We start from the raw sequence: 17,838 nt of genomic DNA on the forward strand, positions 1-17,838 counted from the left end.
CTCCCGGGCGACGGCAAAGACTAGCCGCGCACCTGCCCCAGCCATTGCAGGGTCCGGCGGATCTCCACGGCCAGCGGGTCGCCGGGGCCGCGGAAGCGCTCGACGTCCACCAGCAGCCGCGCCAGCGTGTCGTGGGCGGCCGGCCGGTCGCCGAGGGCGAGCAGCAGGTGGCCGATGCGGCGGCGCACGTCGTGGGCGAGCTGCGGATCGCCGGAGACGTACTGGTTCTCGTAGTACGGCAGCAGCGCGCGGTACTCGGCGAGTGCCGCCGCCGGCTCCCCGAGCTGTTCGAGGCACTGGGCCGCCTCGTAGCGGAAGCGCAGGGACTGCGGGTCGGCCTGGCCGGCCTCGGCGGCGCGCTCGTCGGCGAGGCGGCGCAGTTCGGGCAGCGCGCGCCGGTACTGGCCGTCGTCCAGGAGGGTGGCCGCGTACTGCTTGCGCAGGGTGCGCACCACCGGGGAGCGCTCGCCGTGCTGTTCGGCCGCGGCGGGCAGGATCGCGCCGAGGATGTCCACGGCCTGGGTGATGCGGCCCTCCCCGAGCAGGCGCTTGACCTCGTCCACGGCGGCGGCGACGTCGGGCTTCCCGGCGACGGGCGGCGCGGGCGCGACGGGAGCGGGCTGCGGCGCGGGCGTGCGCGCGCGGTCCGGCCAGGGAGCGTGCGGCCGCAGGAAGGGGCGCGTCGGATCCAGCGGCGCCCCGGTGGGCATGCCGCGCGCGGGCAGCAGCAGCGCCAGGTGCTCGTACACCTCCTGCGCCGAGTCCGGCCGGTGCTGCGGGTCCTTGGCGAGCAGGCGCAGGACGAGCGACTCCAGCGCCTCGGGGACCTCGGGGCGGATGCGGCGCACCGGCACCGGCGGCTCGTACAGGTGCCGGTGCAGCACGCCGAGCGCGGTGGAGCCGGCGAACGGCACGTCGCCGCTGAGCAGTTCGTGCATCAGCACGCCGAGCGCGTACAGGTCGGTGTACGGGCCGACCGCGCCGCCCATGGCCTGTTCGGGCGCCATGTAGGCGGGCGAGCCGATCGGGGAGCCGGTGTGGGTGAGGCGGGTGGTGTCGGTGTCCATCACGGAGGCCACGCCCAGGTCGAGGACGGTGATGGTGCCGTCCTGCTTCACCATGACGTTGCGCGGCTTGAGGTCGCGGTGCACGATCGGCACCGCGTGCACCGCGCTCAGCACGGCGCAGAGCTGCGCGGCCACCGCCACCGCCCACTGCCACGGGTACGGGTCGTGCTCGGCGAGATGGTCGGAGAGGTCGGCGCCGTCGACGTACTGCATGACGAGGAACAGCTCCTCGCCCTCGCTGCCCGCGTCGTGCACCGTGACCAGACCCGGGTGGTCGACCTGCGCGGTCACCCGGCACTCGCGCACGAAACGGCGGCGCAGTTCGTCCGCCTCCTGTCCGGCCACCTTGTCCGGGCGCAGCAGTTTCACCGCGACCCGCCGGTCCAGCCGCTGGTCGTACGCCGTCCACACCTGGCCCATGCCGCCCTGGCCGATGAGCGTGGACAGTTCGTAGCGGCCGGCGACGACACGTCCCGCCGCCACGCTCACCGTCCGCCCTCGTGGCCGGCGTCCCGTATGCCGTCGCCGTCGTGCTTGCGCAGGTAGTCGCTCAGCTCGTCCAGCTCGGCGCGCACCTGGTCGATCCGGGCGGGCGCCGGGCGCTGCGGCGGCGGGGCGACCGGCGGGGGCTGCGGCACGGGCGTGTGGTGCGCCGGGGGCGTCGCGGGTACGGGGGTCTGCCGCATGGTCGTCGCGGGGAAGGGCGTCGCAGGCCCCGGGTAGCCGTAGCCCGACACCGTTCCGCTCGCGTACGTCTGACGCAGCCGCTGGTAGTGGCGGATCTCCGCGACCAGGTAGTACACGGTGATGACCACCAGGCCGCCGAGCAGCAGCGTCATGCCCACGTAGCCGCCGGGGGTGTGGACCTCGTCGCCGGGTTCGCTGCCCACCAGGACGATGGCGAGGATGTCGGCCGCCAGCCCGGCCACGAACAGGCCCCAGTCCAGCGACCTGCGGGTGACGGCGGCCAGCCGCAGCAGCATCGCCCAGGCCAGGAAACCGGCGCTGAGGACGCCGAACGCCACCAGCAGCACCCGCACGAGGACCAGCCACGCGTTGTGCGGCGGCTGCTTCACCGGCTGTGCGTAGCCGTGGCCTTGCATGGCTGCTCCTGATGCCTGAAATGGGCGTGCCTGTCCGCCCGGTGTGCTCCGCCGGGCTGACACCACTCGTGCGATGGTCGCTTCGAGCATATGGCCCGGCACGGACAAGCGGTCCGGGTTGTACCGAACCGTTGTCCGGCAGCACCGTCAATCCGGCGCGACGGTGCCGTCCGTGAGCCCGTCGTACATCCCGCGCACCAGCTGGTCGCCGAGCCGGCTCGCGTGCCGCACGGCCCGCTCGAACTCGTCCAGGGCGCGGAACCGCGCGCCGTAGCGCCGCTGTTCGTCGAACGGGAGCCGGGGCAGCTGGAGCCGGCGCACGTCCAGACGGGTGGCCGTGGAGGCATAGCTGCTGGCCTGGCGGTGGTTGGCGGTGCCGCGCAGGAAGCCGGCGAGGAACCACGGGTCCAGCGCGGCCGGATCGGGCCGCAGCAGCACCAGGTTGCGGCCAAGGGCGGCGCCCCGCGTCGCCTCGTCGATCACGCGCGCCATCGAGCCGCCGCCGAGCACCGGCACGACGACGTCGCCCGGTTCCGTGAGCACGGCCTCCTCGTCGCTCTCCGGCAGCGTCCCGGAGGGTGCCGTGCCGGCGAGCACGTCGTGGTCGGTGAGGACGGGCACGCGCGCGCGGCCGCCGTTCCCGCCGGTGCGCAGGACCAGCGTGCCGCCGCGCGCGAGTTCGCCGACGGTGGTGAGCGGCCAGCGCGCGGGGGGCGCCGGGTCCACGGGGGGCGGGGTGAGGTCGGCGGTCAGCCGCAGCGTCTCGCCGAGGCGCTCGCGCACCGCCGTGAGCTGCTCCGCGCCGTCGGCGGCCGCCGCGGGCGGCAGATGGCGGGCGGGGGCCAGGTCGACGTCGTCGTCGAGGAGTTCGATGACCGGGACGGACCGGGCCAGTCCCGGCAGCTCCGTCAGCCGCCCGGCGCGTTCGACGGCGCGCCAGGCGTCGAGCACGGCCTCCCGCACCGCCTGCCAGTCGGGGCCGCCACGCGCCGCACCGGCGAACCGGCCGGTGTCGGCGAGCAGCACCTCGGGCGCCGCGGGCGTCCGGTCGGGCCGGCGCAGCACCCACACGTGGAGCGGGATGTTGTAGGGCGGCGCCGCCCCGACCGGCAGCGCGACGACGGCGCGCAGCGCGCCCCGGCGCAGCAGGTCGGCGCGGATCCGGCGCCCGGAGCGGCGTGAGGCGGCGGCCGGCGGCATGAGCAGTACGGCGGTGCCGCCGTCGGCGAGGCGGGCCAGCGCGTGCTGCACCCAGGCCAGCTCGGACTCGGTGCGCGCCGGGAAGCCGTACTCCCAGCGGGCGTCGTAGGCGAGTTCGTCGTGGCCCCAGTTGCGCTCGTTGAACGGCGGGTGGCACAGCACGGCGTCGGCGCGCAGCTCCGGGTGGGCGTCGGCGCGCAGGGTGTCGCCGACGGCGGCGTGCACGCCGGCGCGGGACTGCAGCCTCAGGCGCAGTGCGGTGAGCGCGGCGAGGTCGGGGGCGCCGTCCTGGGCGTACAGCTCCTGGCCGGGGCGGGTCTCCACGGCGCGCAGCAGGGCGCCGGTGCCGCAGGCCGGGTCGAGGACGGTGCGGGCGGGGCCGGCGAGGTCGGCCATCAGCCGGGCGAGTTCGGCCGGGGTGAGCGTGTACTGGCGCGGGTTGGCGTCCAGATGGCGGCCCAGCAGGAACTCGAAGGTCTGCCGCGCTCCGGCCTCGGCGGCAAGTTCGGCGGCGCCGCGAAGGAGCGGGGCGGAAGGGAGGAGCCGGGGGCCGGACGGGGTGCGCAGCGCGGGGGTGTGAGCGGCGGCCGTGGTGTGAGCGGCGGACCCGGGGTGTGCGGCGGACGGAGTGTCTGCGGCGGACGCGGTGTGAGCGGAGCCGCCGGTGTTCACGGGGAGCGTTGTGTTCACACCCAGGACCTGCTCCAGCGCGCCCGGCAGCATCGCGGCCAGACGCTCGTCGGAACCGGCACTCACGTCCAGCCAGACAGTGGGCCGCTCATGGATGAGCAGCAGTACGCAGCCCGCGTGCACCAGCGCGGTGACCGGGCCGTCGGGATGGCCGGCGAGCTGCTGCCAGACGCGTTCGCGCAGCGGGACCTCGGCGAGTTTTCCCTGCTCACGCAGCCATGCCTCCACCTCGGCGAGCGCGAAGGACGGGCTGGTCTCGGTGCCGCCGACCGGCTTGGGGAAGTCGGCGTGCCGGCGGCGCCAGTTGCTGACGGCGGCACGGCCCACTCCGGCGAGCCGCGCGATACCGGCGGCGGTCACCTCTGTCGCGTTGTCCTGCACCGGTCCCGCTCCCCTCGTCCCGTTGTGCGCCGAGCATACCGGCGTACACAAGACCCGTGCATTCACGAACGTGTACGCACCCCTAACTGTGAATCGTGTTGACTCGGTTCACAGACTCTGGTCTTATTGACCCAGCGAACGAGCGGCCAGCCGGAGGGGGCGGCCGCCGCATCGGGGAGGGGTTCCGTCATGGGTATGGGCAAGATCGCGCTGGGCGCCGTCGTCGGGGTCGCCGTCATCGCCGCCGTGTCCGCCAACGCCGACGACGGCAAGGGCAGCGGCAGCGGCAGCGGCAGCGGCAAGGACACCTCGGCGTCCGCCGTTCACCGGCCGGGCTCGAAGCAGGACACGGGCGGCGGCAAGGACTCGGGCGGCAGGGCGGCGGCGAAGAAGGCCGCCTTCGCGGGGGACGGCGAGTTCCAGGTCGGCTCCGACATCAAGCCCGGCACCTACCGCACAACGGGCAACACGGACGGCATGTGCTACTGGGAGCGGGCCAAGGACGCCTCGGGCGAGATGGACTCCATCCTGGCCAACGACAACGTCTCGGGCACGAGTTACGTCACCGTCAAGGCCGGCGACAAGCTGTTCAAGTCGAACGGCTGCGCGGACTGGGAGGCCGTCGCCGCGAAGCCGAAGGGCTCGCCCGCCTCCTCCATGGACGGCGACGGCGGCATGTTCAGGGTCGGCGCCGACATCGCGCCGGGCACCTACAAGTCGGCCGGCAACAGCGACGACTCCTGCTACTGGGAGCGCACCAAGGACGCCGCGCACGGGCTCGACTCGATCATCGCCAACAACAACGTGAAGGGCACGGCCGTCGTCACCATCGGCGCCGGCGACGCCTACTTCAAGACGACCGGCTGCGGGAACTGGAAGAAGACGGCCTGACGGCCCCGTTCACCACCGCACCGCGCCACCACCGCACGGCGCCATCGCCGCGCCACGCACCGCTCCACTCCCCACCACATCTCACCCCACTTCTCTCAGCAAGGAACTGTCATGCGCCGAACCGCACTTGCCGCCGTCTGCCTCATCACCGCGGCCACCGCGGGAATCACCGGCTGCCTGCCGGGGCAGGACAAGGCGGACAGCAAGCCGAAGGGCCCGTTCGCCGGGCTGAGCGGCGGCCAGATCGCCGACCGCGCGCTGAAGGCCACCACCGGGGCCGCGTCGCTGCGGATGAAGGGCGAGGTCGCCGACGACGAGAGCACCGGCACCATCGGGCTCGACATGGCCCTGGACAAGAAGGGCGAGTGCGCCGGCACGATGAGCATGGGCGGCCAGGGCAAGGCCGACCTGATCAAGACCGGGAGCACCGTCTACATGAAGTACGACGAGGCGTTCCTGCGCGCCCAGAGCAAGGGCGAGTCCAAGGCCGACACCGACGCGGCCGTGGACATGCTGGCCGGGAAGTGGACCAAGATGGCGGTGAAGGGCCAGGACGCCAAGGACATCGCGGGCTTCTGCGACCTGAACTCGGTGCTGGCCGGCGCGGGCGACGTCAGCTCCGACGCCACCCGCGGCAAGACCACCACCGTCGACGGCACCCCGGCGATCGTGCTGCACGAGAAGGACGGCAAGGACCGCTACACGCTGTACGTGGCGACCGAGGGCAAGCCGTACCTGCTCCGCGTCGACAGCGCGGCCGGCGCCAAGGAGCCGGTGCACCTGGCCTTCGCCGACTACGACAAGCCGGTGCCGGCGCAGAAGCCCGCCGGGAAGGTCATCGACCTGGACGCCCTGGGCGGCTGAGCCGGGGCGAGGCCCGGCGCGGGGTCACAGCGGGTGCCGCATCCACACGTTGGGTTCGACGTAGACGGCGTACCCGCGCTCCGGTTCGCAGTGGACCGGGACCAGCGCGCCGGGCACCTCGACGTCCCCCCGGGTGTCGAAGGGCAGCCCGGTCCAGCGGCGCCACTCCTCGAGAGAGGCGCCGACGGTCATGGAGGCCGTCGCCACGGAGTCGATGGTGGCGCCGGCGCGGGCGTGCACGCGCAGCCACGGGTCCTGCGGCAGCCCGTCGGGGCGGACCCGGTGGGCGTACTCGGCGATCGGGGTGCGCGGTTCGCGGTGCTTGGCGCTGGGGCGGACGGGTGCGACGACCTCGCCGAAGCCGCGGGCGCGGGCGTTGTCCCGCATGGCCGAGAGCATGACGGCGGACAGGCCGTGCCCCTGGGCGTGCGGGGCGATGACGACGGAGATCGCGCTGACCGTGTCGGGGCGGGTGCCGCGGCGCAGGTCGGCGAAGGCCCACAGCAGGATCTGGTCCCAGCCCCGGGCGGGCAGGACGCCCCGGCCCTCGGCGGCGAGGGAGAAGGGGACGCTGAAGGCGTGGGCGACGACCTCACCGCGCTCGTCCTCGGCGAACAGCGCGTACTCGGGCAGTTCAACGGGGATGCGGCCGTAGTGGGCGTTGCCCACGGGGTCGTTGGTCACGAACTCGGGCCAGGTGTCGGCCATCTCGAACACCGCCGGCAGCCGGTCGGGCCGCTCGGCGACGCTGCTCACCTTCACGTCCATGCAGGTCACCGTAGGCGGTGCGGATCGCCCGGGAAACCGAATTGCCGCTCACCGGGCCTTGAAGCGCTCCGGGGCGTTCGTGGGGTTGCCGCCCGTGGGGAGCTTCTGGTCCGGGCAGCCGGCCAGCACCTTCTTCATCGCGGCCTTCTCGGCGGCGGTGACCCACAGGCCGTACTTCTTCTTCACCGCCACCTGGGCGGCGACGTAGACGCAGCGGTAGCCCTTGTTCGGCGGCAGCCAGGTGGCCGTGTCGCCGTCGCCCTTGCCGCGGTTGGTGCTCGCGTCGACGGCCAGCAGGTTGAGCGGGTCGTTGGCCAGGGCTATGCGCTTTCCGGGCGCCCAGTACTTGGCGCCCTTCTGCCAGGCGTCCGAGAGGGCGACGAGGTGGTCGATGTCGACCTGGCTGCGGCCGCGCCGGTAGGTGATGACCTTGCCGGAGTAAGGGTCGGGCTTCAGCAGGCCGTAGGAGACCTTGCAGTCCCCACCGGTGTACTTCACCTGCTCCAGGTCGCGCTTGAGGATGTCGTCGCGCGTGTCGCAGGAGTTGGAGTCGGTGTCCGCCCAGGCGGAGCCGAAACGCTCGCGGGAGTAGCCGGTCTTGGGGGCGCGCCCCTTGACGGTCAGCGAGTCGGCCGCGGACAGGGCCGCTCCCCCGTGCGCCTTCTCCTCGGGACCCGAGGACCCGCCGATCTCGTCGGTCTTGCAGCCGGCCACGGAGACCGCCATGACGACCGCCGCGGCGACCGCCCCGCCCCTCAGACGCGTCACGGTGCGTCCCCTTCGCTCGCCCTGTCCGCCCTGACGTGCGGGCGGATCGTGTCCGCGTCCACCGTAACGGGCGTACGGCGCACAGCAGATGGGGCTCAAAGGGGCACTCGGGCCGCTACCGGGACGATGGCCGCGAAATTCGGTGCTCCGTCATCGGCCGTCGCGGCACGGCAGCGGGGCGGGAGGTCTCACCCTCCCGCCCCGCGCCAGGCTCTTCTACGACCCCAGGACCGAGGCCAGGAACTCGCCGACCCAGCCCAGCAGTTCGCGTCCGACGAGCGGCTTGCCGCCGACCTTCGCGGTCTTCGGCCGCGGGACGAGGACCTGGTGCGCGGCCGGCTTGATGACCGTGCCCGGGTACAGCCGCTTGAGCCGCAGCTCCTGCGACTCGCGCAGCTCCACCGGCGCGAAGCGGATGTTGTTGCCCTGCAGCACGATCTCGCCGACGCCGCAGGCGCGCGCGAGCATCCGCAACCCGGCCACCAGCAGCAGGTTCTCCACCGGCTCGGGCAGCTTGCCGTAGCGGTCGGTGAGTTCCTCGCGGACGGCCTTGACGTCCTCCTCCGAGTTGGCGGAGGCGATGGCGCGGTACGCCTGCAGGCGCAGCCGCTCGCCGGGGGCGTAGTCGTGCGGGACGTGCGCGTCGACGGGCAGCTCGATCTTGACCTCGAGCGGCGGCTCCTCCTCGATCTCGCCGGTCTCCAGCTGCCGCCGGTAGTCGGCGACGGCCTCGCCGACCATGCGGACGTACAGGTCGAAGCCGACGCCCGCGATGTGCCCGGACTGCTCGCCGCCGAGGAGGTTTCCGGCGCCGCGGATCTCCAGGTCCTTCATGGCGACGTACATGCCCGCGCCCATCTCGGTGTGCTGGGCGATGGTGGCCAGGCGCTCGTGCGCGGTCTCGGTCAGCGGCTTCTCCGGCGGGTACAGGAAGTAGGCGTAGCCCCGCTCCCGGCCCCGGCCGACGCGGCCGCGGAGCTGGTGGAGCTGGGACAGGCCGAAGTTGTCGCCGCGCTCCACGATGAGGGTGTTGGCGTTGGAGATGTCGATGCCGGACTCGACGATCGTGGTCGACACCAGCACGTCGAACTTCTTCTCCCAGAAGTCGACGACGACCTGTTCCAGCGCGGACTCCGACATCTGGCCGTGCGCCGTGGCGATCCGCGCCTCGGGGACGATCTCGCGCAGCCGCGCCGCCGCCCGGTCGATGGACTCGACCCGGTTGTGGATGTAGAAGACCTGGCCCTCGCGCAGCAGTTCGCGGCGTACGGCGGCGCCGATCTGCTTCTCCTCGTACGGCCCGACGAAGGTGAGGACGGGGTGCCGCTCCTCGGGCGGGGTGGTGATGGTGGACATCTCCCGGATGCCGGTGACCGCCATCTCCAGGGTGCGCGGGATCGGGGTGGCGGACATGGTCAGGACGTCGACGTTGGCGCGGAGCTTCTTCAGCTGCTCCTTGTGCTCGACGCCGAAGCGCTGCTCCTCGTCCACGATGACCAGGCCGAGGTCCTTGAACTTGGTCTCGGAGGAGAACAGCCGGTGGGTGCCGATGACGACGTCCACCGAGCCTTCCTTCAGGCCCTCAAGGACGGCCTTGGCCTCGGTGTCGGTCTGGAAGCGGGAGAGTGCCTTCACGCTCACCGGGAACTGCGCGTACCGCTCGGAGAACGTGCCGAAGTGCTGCTGCACCAGCAGGGTGGTGGGGACGAGCACGGCGACCTGCTTGCCGTCCTGTACGGCCTTGAAGGCGGCGCGCACCGCGATCTCGGTCTTGCCGTAGCCGACGTCGCCGCAGATCAGGCGGTCCATCGGGACCGACTTCTCCATGTCCTCCTTGACCTCGGCGATGGTGGTGAGCTGGTCGGGGGTCTCCGCGTAGGGGAAGGCGTCCTCCAGCTCGCGCTGCCACGGGGAGTCGGCGCCGAAGGCGTGTCCGGGGGCGGCCATGCGGGCGCTGTAGAGCTTGATCAGGTCGGCGGCGATCTCCTTGACGGCCTTCTTGGCGCGCGCCTTGGTCTTGGTCCAGTCGGCGCCGCCGAGGCGGTGCAGGGTGGGCGCCTCGCCGCCGACGTACTTGGTGATTTGCTCGAGCTGGTCGGTGGGGATGTAGAGGCGGTCGCCGGGCTGGCCGCGCTTGGCGGGGGCGTACTCCACGACCAGGTACTCGCGGGTGGCGCCCTGGACGGTGCGCTGCACCATCTCGATGTAGCGGCCGACGCCGTGCTGCTCGTGGACGATGTAGTCGCCCGCCTCCAGGGTGAGCGGGTCGACCGACTTGCGGCGGCGGGCCGGCATCCGGGCGCCGTCGCGGCCGGAGGCCTTCTGGCCGGTGAGGTCGGTCTCGGTGAGGACGGCCAGCTTCAGCGCCGGGTCCACGAAGCCGTAGTCGATGCAGCCGCAGGAGACGTGCACCACGGAGGGGCTGAGCTCGCCGAGGTCGGCGTCCAGGCGGGCGGCGATGCCCTCGCCGCCGAGCACCTCGACCGTGCGGGCGGCGGGGCCGTGGCCCTCGGTGACGAAGACGGTGCGCCAGCCGTCGGCGAGCCAGCCCTTGGTGTCGGCGAGGGCCCGCGCGGTGTCGCCGCGGTAGGTCTCGGTGGCGTGCATGCCGAGCTTGAGGGTGTCCGCGTCGGCGTCGGCGAACGTCTCGTCGGCCGCGAACGGCGACACCGACCACCACATCATGTCCAGCTCGCGCGCCCGGTCGCGGACGTCGGCGATGGACCACAGGGAGGCCGCGCCGACGTCGATGGGCGCCTCGCCCCCGCCCGCCGTGGCGGCCCAGGAGGCCTGCAGGAACTCCTGGGAGGTGGCGACGAGGTCGGCGGCCCGGGTGCGCACCCGCTCCGGGTCGCAGACCACGGCCATGGCGCCGCCGGGGAGCACGTCGAGCAGCAGCTCCATGTCGTCGACCAGGACGGGGGCGAGGGACTCCATGCCCTCGACCGCGATGCCCTCGGCGATCTTGTTCAGCAGTTCGCCCAGCTCCGGGTGCTCCTCGGCGAGCGCACGCGCGCGCGTGCGGACGTCGTCGGTGAGCAGCAGCTCACGGCAGGGCGGGGCCCACAGACCGTGCTCGGCGACCTCAAGGGAGCGCTGGTCGGCGACCTTGAAGTAGCGGATCTCCTCGACGTCGTCGCCCCAGAACTCGACGCGCAGGGGGTGCTCCTCGGTGGGCGGGAACACGTCCAGGATGCCGCCGCGCACGGCGAACTCGCCGCGCTTCTCCACCAGCTCCACGCGCGCGTAGGCGGCGGCCGCGAGGGCTTCGACGACCTGGTTCAGGTCGGCGCTCCGGCCCGTTCTCAGGGACACGGGCTCCAGGTCGCCGAGGCCCTTGACCTGCGGCTGGAGCACGGAGCGCACGGGGGCGACGACGACGGAGACGGGGCCCGTCTCGGGGTCGTCGGAGCTGGGGTGGGCGAGGCGGCGCAGCACGGCCAGGCGGCGGCCGACGGTGTCGCTGCGCGGGCTGAGCCGCTCATGGGGCAGCGTCTCCCAGGAGGGGTACTCCGCGACCGTCTGCGGGGGCAGCAGGGTGCGCAGGGCGGCGGCCAGGTCCTCGGCCTCCCGTCCGGTGGCGGTGACCGCCAGCACGGGCCGGCCGGTCTCGCGGGCCAGGGCGGCGACCGCGAAGGGGCGGGCCGCGGGGGGACCGACCAGGTCGACGTGCATGCGGTTGCCGTCCGCCGCCGCCTCGATCGCTTCGGCGAGGGCGGGGTCCTTGACTACGGCGTCGAGCAGACCGTGCAGGCTCATGGAGAGGCTTTCCGTCCGGGTATGGGCAACGCGAACCACCCGACACGCGGGGCGGGCCGGGGGTTTCCAGGGTACGTCGCCCGGGCACCCGTCACCCGGCGGAGTGAACACGCCGGCCCGCTGGAGGGACCCGGCGCCGGCTCGTGTTCCACCGCGTGATCGCCGTCCGGGCCCGGCTCGGGGGCCTGACGGGCATCAGCGGAACGACCGGCTCCAGAAAGTACGACGTGAGAAGCGCCCCCGCATGAGAACACCCGGCGCCGAGAAGTCCCCCGTGACTTCTCGGCGCCGGGCCCCCGTGCCCCGTCTCCCCCGTCCGGGGCCGCTATTCGGTCGCGATGGCGTTCAGGACGTTCATCCGGCCCGCCCGGAACGCCGGGATCAGGGCGGCGAACAGGCCCACGAAGGCCGAGGCGACGAAGACCGTGATGATCGTCGGCCAGGGGATCTCCAGGACCTTCAGGCCCTCCAGCGCCAGGAGCTTCTGCGCGGTCGCGCCCCAGCCCATGCCCAGGCCCAGGCCGAGCAGGGCGCCGAAGACCGCGATCACCACGGACTCCAGGCGGATCATGCGGCGCAGCTGGCGGCGGGAGAGGCCGATGGCCCGCATGAGGCCGATCTCCCTGGTCCGCTCGACCACCGACAGCGCCAGGGTGTTCACCACACCGAGGACGGCGACGATGATCGCGAGCGCCAGCAGGCCGTAGATCATGTTGAGCAGCTGGCCGATCTGGTCCTTCAGCGCCTGCTTGTAGTCGGTCTGGTCGCGGACCGTCAGGCTCGGGTCGCTGTGCAGGGCCGCCTTCAGCGCCTTGTAGGCCGCGTCCTGCTGCCCGTCCTTGGCGGTGGCGAACACCAGCATGTCCAGCGGCATCCGGTCGGCGGGCACGTACTTCGCGACCGTCGGGATGGACACGTACATGGCGCCCTTGTCGACGACGGCCTCGTCGCTGGTGATCGCGCGGACCGTCAGCCTGGCCGTCGAACCGTTCTTGAAGTCGACGGCGACCTTGGAGCCGACCTTGATGCCGTGCTTCTCGGCGAACCCCTCGAAGACGGACATCGAGTCGGGCCGGTAGGCGTCGGCGAGCGTGCCGGCGACCGTCTTGGTGCGCAGGTCCTGCGCGTAGGTCGGATCGGCCGCGTTGATCGTCTCCTTCTTGGAGACCTTGCCGTCCGGGGTGGTCAGGGCCGCGTCCACGAGCTTGTACTCGGTGACCCGCTCCAGGCCCGGGGTGTCCTTCACGGCCCGTACGGACTGCGGGTTGATGAGCCCGCCCTGGTTGTCGTTCTGGATGATGAAGTCCGTGCCGACGGTCTTGTCGAGCTGGTCGGTGGCGGAGGCCACCATGGAGGAGCCGACCACCGACAGGCAGGCCACCAGTGCCAGGCCGATCATCAGCGCGGCGCCGGTTGCGCCGGTGCGGCGCGGGTTGCGCAGCGCGTTGCGCTCGGCCATCCGGCCGACCGGGCCGAAGACCCGCAGTATGACCATGCCGAGGACGCGGACCAGGCCGCCGGCGAGCAGCGGGCCGATGACGACGAAGCCGATGAGGGTGAGCACCACGCCGAGCCCCAGCCAGCCGGAGCCGCCCTTGGCCTGGTCGGAGGCGGCGGCCGCGAACAGGCTCGCGGTGCCCGCGCCGGTCAGGACCAGGCCGACGACGGCCCGGACGATCCCGGCCTTGGCGTCGGCCGGGGCGTGCGCGTCGCGCAGCGCGGCCATCGGCGAGACCTTGCCGGCGCGCCGGGCGGGCAGGTAGGCCGCGAGGACGGTGACGACGACGCCGAGGAGCAGGCCGAGCGCCGGGGTGGTCCAGGCGACGGTCAGGTCGTCGGTGGACAGGTGCATGCCGATCTGGCCCATGAGCTTCATCAGGCCGACGGCGATCCCGACGCCCGCCGCGACGCCGAGCACGGAGCCGATCACGCCGAGCAGCAGGGCCTCGATGAGCACCGACCGGTTGACCTGCTTGCGGGAGGAGCCGATGGCCCGCATCAGACCGATCTCGCGGGTGCGCTGGGCGACCAGCATGGAGAAGGTGTTGATGATCAGGAAGATGCCGACCAGGAAGGCGATCCCGGCGAAGCCGAGCATCGCGTACTTCATGACGTTCAGGAAGCTCTGGACCTGCTTCTGGTTGGCGTCGGCGACCTCCTTGGCCGTCTGCACCCGGTAGCCGCGCCCGAGTGCGGTGACCACGTTCTTCTTCAGCTGGACGTCGGTGACGCCCTTGGCGGCGGTGACGTTGACGTTGGTGTACACGCCGGTCCGGCCGACCAGGGTCCGCTGGGCGGTCTCCGTGTCCAGGTAGAAGATCGCCGCACCGGGGTTGGTGACGGTGAAGGCGGCGATGCCGGACACGCGCGCGTGGTGGGTGCCGACGACGGTGATGATGCCGATCTCGTCACCGATCTTCAGGTGGTGCTTCTTGACCGTGTCCGCGTCCACCATGACCTGGCCGGGCCCCTTGGGGGCCGCGCCCGAGGTGATCTTCATGGTGCGGGCGTCGTTGCCGTTCCAGCTTCCGACGATGGTCGGGGCGCCGCTGGTGGGCGAGAGCTTGTCGAGGTCCTGGTCGACCACGGTCACCGAGGTGGAGAAGACCGTTCCCTCGGCCGCGCCGACACCCCGCGCGCCGCGCACCTCGCCGACCACGGAGGCCGGCATCACGGGCGGCTTGCCGGTGTTCGAGGTGGTCTCGCCGGTGTCGGACGAGTCCTTGGCGCTGACCTGCACGTCGGACGACGTCGCCTGGAACAGGTTGTCGAACGTCGTGTTCATGGTGTCCGTGAACACCAGCGTCCCGCAGACGAAGGCCACCGACAGCAGCACCGCGATCGCCGACAGCGCCATCCGGCCCTTGTGGGCGAGGAAGTTGCGCATCGAGGTTCTCAGCACGGTCATGACGTGCGCCCCCGGGCGTCGAAGTCCTTCATGCGGTCCAGGACCTGCTCGGCCGTCGGCTGGTGCATCTCGTCGACGATCCGGCCGTCGGCGAGGTAGAGCACGCGGTCGGCGTAGGAGGCGGCCACGGGGTCGTGGGTGACCATCACGATGGTCTGCCCGAGCTCCGTCACGGAGCGGCGCAGGAAGCCCAGCACCTCGGCGCCCGCGCGCGAGTCGAGGTTTCCGGTGGGCTCGTCGCCGAAGATGATCTCCGGGCGGGCGGCGAGCGCGCGGGCCACCGCGACGCGCTGCTGCTGGCCGCCGGAGAGCTGGGAGGGCCTGTGCTTGAGCCGGCCGGCCAGCCCGACGGTCTCCACGACCCGGTCCAGCCACGCCCGGTCGGGCTTGCGGCCGGCGATGTCCATGGGGAGCGTGATGTTCTCGAGCGCGTTCAGCGTGGGCAGCAGGTTGAACGCCTGGAAGATGAAGCCGATGCGGTCCCGGCGCAGCTTGGTGAGCTTCTTGTCCTTAAGGCCGGTGATCTCGGTCTCGTCCAGGTAGATCTGACCACTCGTCACCGTGTCCAGGCCGGCGAGGCAGTGCATGAGGGTGGACTTGCCGGACCCCGAGGGGCCCATGATCGCGGTGAACTGGCCGCGGGCGATGTCCACGTCGACGTGGTCCAGCGCGACGACGCGGGTCTCGCCGGACCCGTACGCCTTGACGACCTGCCGGGCCCGCGCGGCGACGGCCGTAGGCCCTCCAGTGCCCCCGTGCCTGGGAATGGTCACAGCCGATGTCACGGTATGTCTCCTCTGTCGGTCGACAGGTCGGTGGGTGCGTCCGGTGTTCCGGTGCGCCTGTTCCGGGTACGACGCCGAGTCTGGCGTGCGGCGGGCGTGCCGCGCGCTGGTGCGAAGCCCCCAGTCGTGCGGGGGAAAACCCCACCCCCGCCGGTTCGGTCAGCCGCCCCCCAGCGGCGTAAAGCCAGGTTAAGGACGGCGGCGGGGCTTTCTCGTCCTCCGGCGGGACGAACCCTCCCCGACCCTGAGTACGGAGATACCCCTAGGGGTCGTCCACCGTCGGGTGGAGACCCGCCCGGCTCCGGCTCCACCCTCGGCCCCGGAAAGGCTCCACCCTCCCGTCGCGTCAGGTGCAAGTGCCGCGGCCACGCGGTGACTTCGCGGCGCCCCGAACGCGGGCGCCGCCTCGCGAACGCCCTGGTTAACGCGGGTAACAACACGGGCGGGACACGGTTCGGTGGAGTAAGCGCATACCGACCGGCCAGTTCGGTGAAAAGCACGCGCGGCCGTGGCCCCGCGAGTAGCGTGCGTGACCCGCTTCCCCAAGCCCTACCTCCCTGCGGTCCGCCGCCACGGACCCGAGCCACGCAAGGAGCCCCGGGATGTCCTACGACCCGCCGCCCTCCCCGACCTACCCCACCTACCCCTGGCAGCCGGCGCCCCCCGAACCGCCGCGCACGCACCGCGCCCCGGCCCACGAACCCCTCGGGCACCACAGCGACCTGCGCATGCTGCGCGGCGCCTACCGCTGGCAGCGCCGCACCGCCACCCTCACCGCACTCGGCTACTTCACGCTGTTCCTCGTGCTGTCCGCGTACGCCCCGCACGTCATGACGCGGGACCTCGCCGACGGCGTCCCGGCCGGCCTGCTGCTCGCCCTGCTCCAACTCCCGGTCACCTGGCTGGCGATCGCCCTGTACGAGCACACCGCGCGCCGCCATGTCGACCCGCTCGCCGACCGCATCCGCAAGGAGGCCGAACTGGACGCGCGGCGGGGGGCGATCCGGTGACCGCCCGCGCCCTCCCGCCGGACGTCTCCGGCTTCAGCGGCTCCGCCCAGGCCATGTCGCTGGTCGCGTTCTCCGCCGTGGCCACCCTCACCCTGCTGCTGTGCGTGATGACCGGCCCGGACCGCGACGACCTCGACGAGTTCTACACCGGCTACGGCACCCTGTCCCCGCTGCGCAACGGCCTGGCCATCGCCGGGGACTACATCTCCGCGGCCACCGTCCTCGGCACCGGCGGAGTGATCGCCCTGTGCGGCTACGACGGTGTCGTGCTCGCCCTCAGCACCGCCCTTTCCCTGCTGCTGCTGATGTTCCTGCTGGCCGAACCGCTGCGCAACGCCGGCCGGTTCACCATGGGCGACGCGCTGGCCCGCCGGATGCCGGGCCGCGCCGTGCGGATCACGGCCTGCGTGGTGACGATCGCCTCGCTGCTGCCGCTGATGCTGGTGCAGCTCGCCGGCACCGGACAGCTCATCGCCTTCATCCTCGGCTTCTCCAACGAGTCCCTGAAGACCGGCTGCGTCATGGGACTCGGCGCCCTGATGATCGCCTACGCCGCGATCGGCGGCATGAAGGGCACCGCGCTCATCCAGATCCTCAAGATCGTGATGCTGGTCGGCTCCGGCGCCGTCGTCGCCGTACTGATCCTGCACCGCTTCGACTGGGACCCGGGCGCCCTCTTCCAGGCGGCCGCGGCGCAGAGCGGCGCGGGACCCGCCTTCCTGCACTCCGGGCTGCAGTTCGCCGGGCATTCGAACGCCCGCCTGGACATGATCTCCTCCGAGCTGACCATCGTCCTCGGCGGGGCCTGCCTGCCCCACGTCACCATGCGCATGTACACCGCCTCCAGCGCCCGCCAGGTGCGCCGCTCACTGTCCTGGGCGGTGTCGCTCGTGGCACTGTTCGTGCTGGTCATCACGGTGGTCGGGTTCGGCGCCACGGCCCTCGTCGGCCGCTCGGCGATCGCGGCCGCCGACCAGCAGGGCAACACCGCCTACCTGCTGGGCTCGCGGGCGGCGTTCGGCGTGGACGTCTCAACCACGGAGAGCTTCCTGTTCACCCTGGTCACCACGGCGCTCTTCCTGACCCTGCTCGCCTCGGTCGCCGGGATGATCCTCGCCTGCGCCAACTCCCTGGCCCACGACGTGTTCGCCGCCCGGGTGCAGGAGATGCCGGCCCGCCGGGAGATGGCCCTGGCCCGCTTCTCCGCGCTCGCCATCGGCGTGCCCACGATCCTGCTGGCCACCCTGGTGCAGCACCACAGCCTGCAGCCGCTGGTGACGCTCTCCTTCTGCCTCGGCGCCTCCGCGCTCGCCCCCGCCCTCGTCTACAGCCTCTTCTGGCGCCGCTACACCCGCGCCGGGCTGATGGGCACCCTGCTCGGCGGTTCGCTGACCGTGCTGCTGCTCATGCCGGGCACCAACCTCGTCTCCGGTTCGCCCTTCTCGGCCTTCCCCGGCGCCGACTTCAACTGGTTCCCGTTCACCACGACCGGCATCGTCTCCATTCCGGCCGGCTTCCTCTTCGGCTGGCTGGGCACGGTCGTCTCCGGCCGCCGCAAGGCGGAGGAGCAGCGGCGCCAGTACGAGGCGGTGGAGGGCTGGATCCTGGCGGGCGCGGTCCGCAGGGGCGACTGACCCGACGCGG

At 72.4% G+C, this 17,838-nt stretch carries 12 protein-coding genes; 4 read left to right on the forward strand and 8 right to left on the reverse strand.

Annotated elements, in window-relative coordinates:
* Positions 1 to 20 precede the first annotated feature (20 nt).
* From ACZ7JA_RS20770 to ACZ7JA_RS20780, 3 genes are all read right to left on the reverse strand, one after another.
* Complete coding sequence (locus ACZ7JA_RS20770; RefSeq protein WP_351665049.1) at positions 21 to 1,514, reverse strand: protein kinase domain-containing protein; 1,494 nt, start codon at positions 1,512 to 1,514, stop codon at positions 21 to 23.
* A 38-nt stretch (positions 1,515 to 1,552) separates the two neighbouring features.
* Positions 1,553 to 2,170, reverse strand: a complete 618-nt coding sequence (locus tag ACZ7JA_RS20775; RefSeq protein WP_351664768.1) for a hypothetical protein — start codon at positions 2,168 to 2,170, stop codon at positions 1,553 to 1,555.
* A 147-nt stretch (positions 2,171 to 2,317) separates the two neighbouring features.
* Complete coding sequence (locus tag ACZ7JA_RS20780; RefSeq protein WP_470809639.1) at positions 2,318 to 4,441, reverse strand: N-6 DNA methylase; 2,124 nt, start codon at positions 4,439 to 4,441, stop codon at positions 2,318 to 2,320.
* Between the two features lie 189 nt (positions 4,442 to 4,630).
* Between ACZ7JA_RS20780 and ACZ7JA_RS20785 the strand changes: the two genes are divergently transcribed.
* Together ACZ7JA_RS20785 and ACZ7JA_RS20790 are read left to right on the forward strand one after the other, a co-directional pair.
* Entirely contained in the window at positions 4,631 to 5,332 is a 702-nt protein-coding gene (locus ACZ7JA_RS20785) for a hypothetical protein (RefSeq protein ID WP_470809641.1), read from the forward strand.
* A 111-nt stretch (positions 5,333 to 5,443) separates the two neighbouring features.
* On the forward strand, positions 5,444 to 6,196 hold the full coding sequence (locus tag ACZ7JA_RS20790) for a hypothetical protein (protein WP_351664774.1): 753 nt from the start codon (positions 5,444 to 5,446) through the stop codon (positions 6,194 to 6,196).
* Between the two features lie 24 nt (positions 6,197 to 6,220).
* Here the strand turns inward: ACZ7JA_RS20790 and ACZ7JA_RS20795 are convergent, their stop codons facing one another.
* From ACZ7JA_RS20795 to ACZ7JA_RS20815, 5 genes are all read right to left on the reverse strand, one after another.
* Positions 6,221 to 6,964, reverse strand: coding sequence for an N-acetyltransferase (locus ACZ7JA_RS20795; RefSeq protein WP_389449849.1), 744 nt, complete (start codon positions 6,962 to 6,964; stop codon positions 6,221 to 6,223).
* Positions 6,965 to 7,012: 48 nt separating this feature from the next.
* A complete protein-coding gene (locus ACZ7JA_RS20800) occupies positions 7,013 to 7,732 on the reverse strand; it encodes an HNH endonuclease family protein (protein ID WP_351664778.1) in 720 nt (239 codons plus the stop codon).
* Positions 7,733 to 7,948: 216 nt separating this feature from the next.
* Positions 7,949 to 11,491 carry a transcription-repair coupling factor gene (gene mfd, locus ACZ7JA_RS20805; RefSeq protein WP_351664780.1) on the reverse strand — a complete coding sequence of 1,181 codons (3,543 nt, stop codon included), beginning with the start codon at positions 11,489 to 11,491 and terminating at the stop codon, positions 7,949 to 7,951.
* 325 nt (positions 11,492 to 11,816) lie between these two features.
* On the reverse strand, positions 11,817 to 14,399 hold the full coding sequence (locus ACZ7JA_RS20810; RefSeq protein ID WP_351664782.1) for an ABC transporter permease: 2,583 nt from the start codon (positions 14,397 to 14,399) through the stop codon (positions 11,817 to 11,819).
* A complete protein-coding gene (locus ACZ7JA_RS20815; protein ID WP_470809645.1) occupies positions 14,396 to 15,184 on the reverse strand; it encodes an ABC transporter ATP-binding protein in 789 nt (262 codons plus the stop codon). The genes ACZ7JA_RS20810 and ACZ7JA_RS20815 overlap by 4 nt, the downstream gene beginning before the upstream one ends.
* Positions 15,185 to 15,786: 602 nt before the next feature.
* Between ACZ7JA_RS20815 and ACZ7JA_RS20820 the strand changes: the two genes are divergently transcribed.
* Entirely contained in the window at positions 15,787 to 16,194 is a 408-nt protein-coding gene (locus ACZ7JA_RS20820; RefSeq protein WP_351664786.1) for a DUF485 domain-containing protein, read from the forward strand.
* A gap of 53 nt (positions 16,195 to 16,247) precedes the next feature.
* Positions 16,248 to 17,828, forward strand: coding sequence for a sodium/solute symporter (locus ACZ7JA_RS20825; RefSeq protein WP_389303638.1), 1,581 nt, complete (start codon positions 16,248 to 16,250; stop codon positions 17,826 to 17,828).
* The last annotated feature ends 10 nt before the right edge of the window (positions 17,829 to 17,838 follow it).

The sequence above is a fragment of the Streptomyces sp. NPDC038135 genome (assembly GCF_055601245.1).

Bases quoted from the DNA above. Each gene is read 5' to 3' on its own strand.
- ACZ7JA_RS20785 (WP_470809641.1), top strand. From the start codon at position 4,631: ATGGGTATGGGCAAGATCGCGCTGGGCGCCGTCGTCGGGGTCGCCGTC.
- ACZ7JA_RS20825 (WP_389303638.1), top strand. From the start codon at position 16,248: ATGTCGCTGGTCGCGTTCTCCGCCGTGGCCACCCTCACCCTGCTGCTG.
- ACZ7JA_RS20810 (WP_351664782.1), bottom strand. From the start codon at position 14,399: ATGACCGTGCTGAGAACCTCGATGCGCAACTTCCTCGCCCACAAGGGC.
- ACZ7JA_RS20795 (WP_389449849.1), bottom strand. From the start codon at position 6,964: ATGGACGTGAAGGTGAGCAGCGTCGCCGAGCGGCCCGACCGGCTGCCG.
- ACZ7JA_RS20775 (WP_351664768.1), bottom strand. From the start codon at position 2,170: ATGCAAGGCCACGGCTACGCACAGCCGGTGAAGCAGCCGCCGCACAAC.
- ACZ7JA_RS20790 (WP_351664774.1), top strand. From the start codon at position 5,444: ATGCGCCGAACCGCACTTGCCGCCGTCTGCCTCATCACCGCGGCCACC.
- mfd (WP_351664780.1), bottom strand. From the start codon at position 11,491: ATGAGCCTGCACGGTCTGCTCGACGCCGTAGTCAAGGACCCCGCCCTC.
- ACZ7JA_RS20820 (WP_351664786.1), top strand. From the start codon at position 15,787: ATGTCCTACGACCCGCCGCCCTCCCCGACCTACCCCACCTACCCCTGG.